Annotated in this window: 6 protein-coding genes; 2 read left to right on the top strand and 4 right to left on the bottom strand. The window is 70.1% G+C overall.

Annotation, left to right across the window (positions count from 1 at the left end; all coding sequences use genetic code 11):
- On the top strand, nucleotides 1-215 hold a 215-nt coding region (locus tag IEZ12_RS39820; protein WP_229848659.1), incomplete at its 5' end, for an integrase core domain-containing protein.
- A 494-nt stretch (nucleotides 216-709) separates the two neighbouring features.
- Here the strand turns inward: IEZ12_RS39820 and IEZ12_RS36315 are convergent.
- Nucleotides 710-2,560, bottom strand: a complete 1,851-nt coding sequence (locus IEZ12_RS36315) for an APC family permease (RefSeq protein WP_229848669.1) — start codon at nucleotides 2,558-2,560, stop codon at nucleotides 710-712.
- Nucleotides 2,561-3,240: 680 nt separating this feature from the next.
- Here IEZ12_RS36315 and IEZ12_RS36310 point away from each other — a divergent pair.
- Nucleotides 3,241-3,486 (top strand): hypothetical protein, encoded by a 246-nt coding sequence (locus IEZ12_RS36310; RefSeq protein ID WP_189278549.1) that lies wholly within the window; start codon nucleotides 3,241-3,243, stop codon nucleotides 3,484-3,486.
- Nucleotides 3,487-3,543: 57 nt separating this feature from the next.
- Here IEZ12_RS36310 and IEZ12_RS36305 read toward each other — a convergent pair whose 3' ends face one another.
- The 3 genes from IEZ12_RS36305 to IEZ12_RS36295 all read right to left on the bottom strand — a co-directional run.
- Nucleotides 3,544-3,711: a hypothetical protein gene (locus IEZ12_RS36305; protein WP_189278547.1), complete on the bottom strand. Its 168-nt coding sequence runs from the start codon at nucleotides 3,709-3,711 to the stop codon at nucleotides 3,544-3,546.
- A 28-nt stretch (nucleotides 3,712-3,739) separates the two neighbouring features.
- Nucleotides 3,740-4,096 (bottom strand): PRC-barrel domain-containing protein, encoded by a 357-nt coding sequence (locus IEZ12_RS36300; RefSeq protein ID WP_189278546.1) that lies wholly within the window; start codon nucleotides 4,094-4,096, stop codon nucleotides 3,740-3,742.
- A gap of 719 nt (nucleotides 4,097-4,815) precedes the next feature.
- On the bottom strand, nucleotides 4,816-5,127 hold a 312-nt coding region (locus tag IEZ12_RS36295; protein WP_229848657.1), incomplete at its 5' end, for a DUF5994 family protein.

Here is a 5,127-nt window from a genome sequence, read left to right as displayed (position 1 = left end):
CGAGCGCGGACAACGCCGCCGCCGAGGGGTTCAACGCCACGCTGAAACAGGAGACCCTCCAAGGCGCGAAGCGCCGGCCCGGAGCCCGTACCGCCCGCCTGGCGGATTTCCGCTGGATCACCCGCTACAACACCCGCAGAAGGCACTCCGCGCTGAACTACCTCAGCCCGATCGAGTTCGAACAACGATCAGCTACGCTGGCACTCGCCGCATAGCACTGGTGTCCACACCTCGGGGGGAGCCCCTGCCCACGGCAAGGCTGGGAGTCTCGTGTCTAGGAACCGGGCTCGCCCCAGTTGATGCGTTCTACTGCATGCGGCGGGAACGACGCCCGAGATCCGTCCGTCTGAGTAACGTGCACCCATCCGCGCTCGTCGATACGGATAATGCATCGACCGATTCGCCGATCGCAACGCCGGGGCTGACGTATCCGGCCCCGTGGGCCAGATGCACCGTTCCGGGTTCCGCCTCAAGGCTTGCCATGACCGTTCGATCCCGGGTTCATCACTGGAGCCCTGTCATGCCCGCCCGAGGGGCTTGGTGTCCACCTCCGTGCCCCGGTCGGCCCGGGGCCGGCTGTCCGTTGCGCCCGCCCTTCCCGAGGGTCGGCTTCTCCCGGACGGACGTGGAAGCGTCCCGGTGGCCCGACGAAGCGGATTCGCTGCTGTGCGCGGTGGGACAACAGCGGGTTGCTCGGTGCGCCGCTGCGCTACACGTGGAACGGGACGGTCGTGACGACGACCTTCGGCAGGGGGCGCAGTGCCCTCCGTAGCCGAGCCGCGAGTCGGTTGTGCAGCAGACGGTGGCGCCAGTGCCGCACGACGATCTCCGGGAGGATGACGGTCAGGGTGAGGTCCGGGCGCTGGTGGTGCAGCGACTCGATGTAGTTGACCAGTGGTGCGACGATCGCGCGATAGGGGGAGAGGACGATCTTCAGAGGCAGGTGGTCGCCCCACAGGTTCCAGTACTCGCGGAAGCGTTGGGCCTCGTCCGCGCTGGAGCTGATGTGGAGCGCGAGGACGGGCTGCTGGAGCGAGGCGGCGTAGGCGAGGGCGCGCATGCCGGCCTGGTCCAGTGTGGCGATCGGCACGATCGACAGCGGGTGGATCTCCTCCGGGGTCTCCTCGCTCTCCGCTTCTGCCTGGGCCTCGGACGGCGCCTCGGGCCAGGTGGCGCGTGGCGGGCCGGTCCCCGGGCCCGGCGGTGTGATGGTGTGGCTGGGGACTTCGACGGCGTGGGGGTGCAGGGCGACTGCTGCGCGGACCGTGTCGTAGTGGTGCCGGATTCGTGTCGTCACCAGGATGAACAGTCCCACCGTGAGCACGGCGAACCAGGCGCCCTCGGTGAACTTCGTGATGCCGGCGGTGATGAAGACGATCGCGGAGAGCAGGGCGCCGGTGGCGTTGAAGGCCAGGCTCTTGCGCCAGTGGCGGTCGCGCAGGCGCCACCAGTGCACGACCATGCCGGTCTGCGACAGGGTGAAGGCGAGGAAGACGCCGACGGCGTAGAGCGGGATCAGGGGGCCGGTCTTGCCGCCGAACGCCGCGTAGATCGCCGCCGCCGCGACGGAGAGCAGGATGATGCCGTTGCTGAAGGCCAGGCGGTCGCCCAGTCTCAGGAAGATCCGCGGCGCCTGGTGGTCGCGGGCCAGCAGGTACAGGACGCGGGGGAAGTCGTTGTAGGCGGTGTTGGCGGCGAGGAGCAGGATCGCGGCGGTGGCTGCCTGGGTGAAGACGTAGAGGAAGCCTGAGCCGAAGGTGCGGTGGGCGAGCTGTGACAGCACGGTCTCGTTCGCGCTGGGCACGATGCCATCGAGATGGACCAGAGCGATCGTGCCCGCGAACAGCGCGACGAGCAGGCCGACCATCCAGCCCAGAGTTGTGCGGGCGTTGCGCCACTCGGTCGGCTGGAAGACCGGCACCGCATTGGAGATCGCCTCGATGCCGGTCATCGCCGTCGAGCCGGAGGCGAAGGCCCGCAGGACCAGGAGCAGGCTGACGCTCTCGGTCGCGGTCAGCTGTGGTGTCGCCGTCGGGTGGAACCCGCGGCCGGCCGCGTCGGACAGACCCGCGGCGACGAGTACGAGGACCGCGATGACGAAGGCGTACGTCGGTGCGGCGAACAGCGCACCCGCCTGCCGCACGCCGCGCAGGTTCCCGGCGAGCAGCGCGGCGATCACGACGATGCCGATCGGCACGATGTCGGGTTGGAGCGAGGGGATCGCCGAGGTGACCGCCGCCATCCCGGAGGCGATCGAGACCGCGACGGTGAGGATGTAGTCGGTCATGAGGCCGGCAGCGGCCGCGAGCCCGGGAACGCGGCCCAGATTCGCGGTGGCGACGATGTACGAACCACCGCCGTGCGGATAGGCGCGGATCGTCTGACGGTACGACACCCCGACCGCGAGCATCAGGAACACGATCGTCACGGCGATCGGCACCGTGTACCGCAATCCGGCGGCACCGGCGAGAACGAGGACGGCCAGCATCGCCTCGGGCCCATACGCGACCGAGGAGAGCGCGTCGGCGGAGAGCACCGGCAACGCCACCAGCTTGCGCATCCGCTCGTGCGCGATCGCGGTGCTCCTCAGCGGAGCCCCGAACAGCACGTGCCGCACCCTGGAACCGACCCGGCCGGGCCGGGAAGTCCGCGTGTCCTCGCCGGTCGCCTCAGCCGCCGGCGGTCGTCCGCCAACCGTGGCCACCCGCACGAAACGACCGAAGCGGACCGGCAGGATCTCCGAAGGAGCGGGATAACGACCGAAATCCGGATCCACGGGCAGCGCTCGCCGCCACACCTGCGGATCCCCGGCAACCCGGCCCCACGCAAGCCCCACCCGGCGCAAAACCCCGAGCTGCTCCGCGTCGAGCGCCGGCAGCAGAGCGTCGGGGCTCGGCGCGCCGCCCTCCTGCACGCCGCCATTGCCGCCCCGGCTCGTACTCGACACAGCACACAGTGTTACGCACGGCGTCCCCTGTGGGGTCAAGACACACGCCGGGCCGCCAGCCTGCTCGGCACGGCGGGCGGCGCATCCCTACCTCATCCGAACGCGCGTGCAGCTCGGCCTCGTGCCTTCGGGCATCGCAGCACGCCGGCGCTGCACTCAGGCTGACGGCACCGACTCGGCGCGCCAGATCCTCACGGCCACCGGCATCACCTGCGAGCCTCCCGGCGAAGCGCCCTGACCGCTGCGCCGCTGGGTACGACCGGGAGGGCCACTGGAAGAAGCATGACGGAGACATGTCCGTCTATGTGAAACTCTCGGCCGAGGCCCGGTCGCCGGCGGAGCCGTCCAAGGGGCCGCTGGACATGCAGTACCAGGACGAACCCGGTGGCGTCACGTACGAGTACGACCTGCACCCGAGCGGAGCGCTGCGGATCCCGCGCGTCTTCGAGGACGCTCCGCATGTGGTCGAGGCGCACTTCAGCCCCGTGGCGTGGCTCCAGGTCGCGGGCACCTATGTGCGAAGCGGTTCCGGTTACTGACCCGCAGACTGTCAGTGCATCCGCCGCGTACCCGTACGGTGAATGCGCGTGGGTGTCTCAGCGGTTGGGGGAGCGGCCGCCGTGCCGGAACCGGACGGCGGAGATGACGATGGCGATGATCAGTACGCCGATGCCGATGAACAGCAGGTAGAGCAGCCCGTGGGCGACCACGCCGACGATGCCGAGCACGATCGCCAGGATGATCAGGAACAGCACCAGTGCCATCTCCGGTCTCCTCCGGGCCCGGCGGGGCCTATCGGCGTGCCAGGCGGCGTTCGCCGCCCGCGCCCTGCGCGTAGTCCAGTCCGTAGTGGGCAAAGATCGCTGCCTCGTCCTCGGCCGGGAGCACGCTGTCGGTGCCGATTGCCGGCGCCTTCTTGACCTGGCTCCTGGGCCAGACGACCTGCAGACGGCCTGGCCCGACCCGCGCGTCGGCGAGGGGGACGAAGACCAGGCGGCGGCGTGTGGGGAGCCCGACCGTGACGGTCGCGAACGAGGGCTGATCGGTCGCGGTGTCGACGTAGACGGACTCCAGCGTGCCAATCTTGTGGCGGTCGACGTCGAGCACATCGTGGCCGCGCCATTCCCGGATGTCACTTGCTTCGAACACCGGCAACCTCCGAGGTCTGTGGGCATCTCCCGTTCTCCATCGGGGGCGTGCGCGCCGCACCCGCCCGGTGCGCCGGCGCGGCGACTCGGCGCGACGATCGGGCACGCGGCGGGGTGGAAGTCGTCCGGTCGCGGGCGGTCTGCCGGGCCCCCTACGGTCGTGTTCTGACACAGGCCCGTCGTCGCAGGAAGCCAGGATGCGGTACTACCGGTGGATTCTCGAGACGCAGGATGACGACGGCCGCTGGTCCCAGCAGGACGGCGCTCCCATGCCGAACCCTCTGGAATACGACGGGCCGCCTCAGCAGACGGCCAACCACCTGCGGGACGTGTTCGTCCGCACGCTGTCGAGCCCCGCTCCCGGACCCCGGGCGATCAGAATCCGGGCATGGGAGGGACGGCACTCCATCGGTGAGCCCCAGGCCGAAACGGAGTGGTCACGCGAGTAGCGGGATCAGTTGCAGTCATGAGGGCGGTCGCGGCTCGCCGCATCCCCGTTGCGTGCACCGGATGTCCATCCAGCGCGGGAGGGCTCCGGTCATCGACTGCGAGGCCGCCGAGAGCGGGGCTTCATGGGGCCGCGCGGTGGGACATGTCGGGGCGGCGTCCGCGCACCTGCCCGCACGATCCGGGGTACCGTCGGGCGGCAGCGCGCGGATGGCGGAAGCCAGGGGCGGGGCCGGCGGTGAACCGCATGCTGTCGTCCGCTGGTGATCGTTGTCATCCGTCGGCCCGTAGGTCTGCGGTTGGCGCGCCCGCGGCTGTCAGGAGGTCGGTGCCGGTGCGGGTGTTGGCCGGGTCGGACGCCGCTGTCATCAGCCGCTCGGCGGTGGAGGGTTCGGTCTCGGGAGGGATCACCAGGAGCTCCAGGCGCAGGGGGATGAAGGAGCAGACCATCACCTCGTCCGCGTCCTGCTCCTGTTCGAACCATCCGACGTGGATGACGTGGCCTGCGACCGGGACGCGGTGGGGGATGACCGGCCAGTGCGTAGGGTTCACGGTGACACGGGTGATCTTCCCCCACGTGGGGTC

The sequence above is a fragment of the Kitasatospora griseola genome, assembly GCF_014648555.1.
GTDB classification, from domain to species: domain Bacteria; phylum Actinomycetota; class Actinomycetes; order Streptomycetales; family Streptomycetaceae; genus Kitasatospora; species Kitasatospora griseola.
The sequence above is the reverse complement of the archived record's forward strand: the minus strand, read 5'-3'. Positions and strand labels throughout refer to the sequence as shown.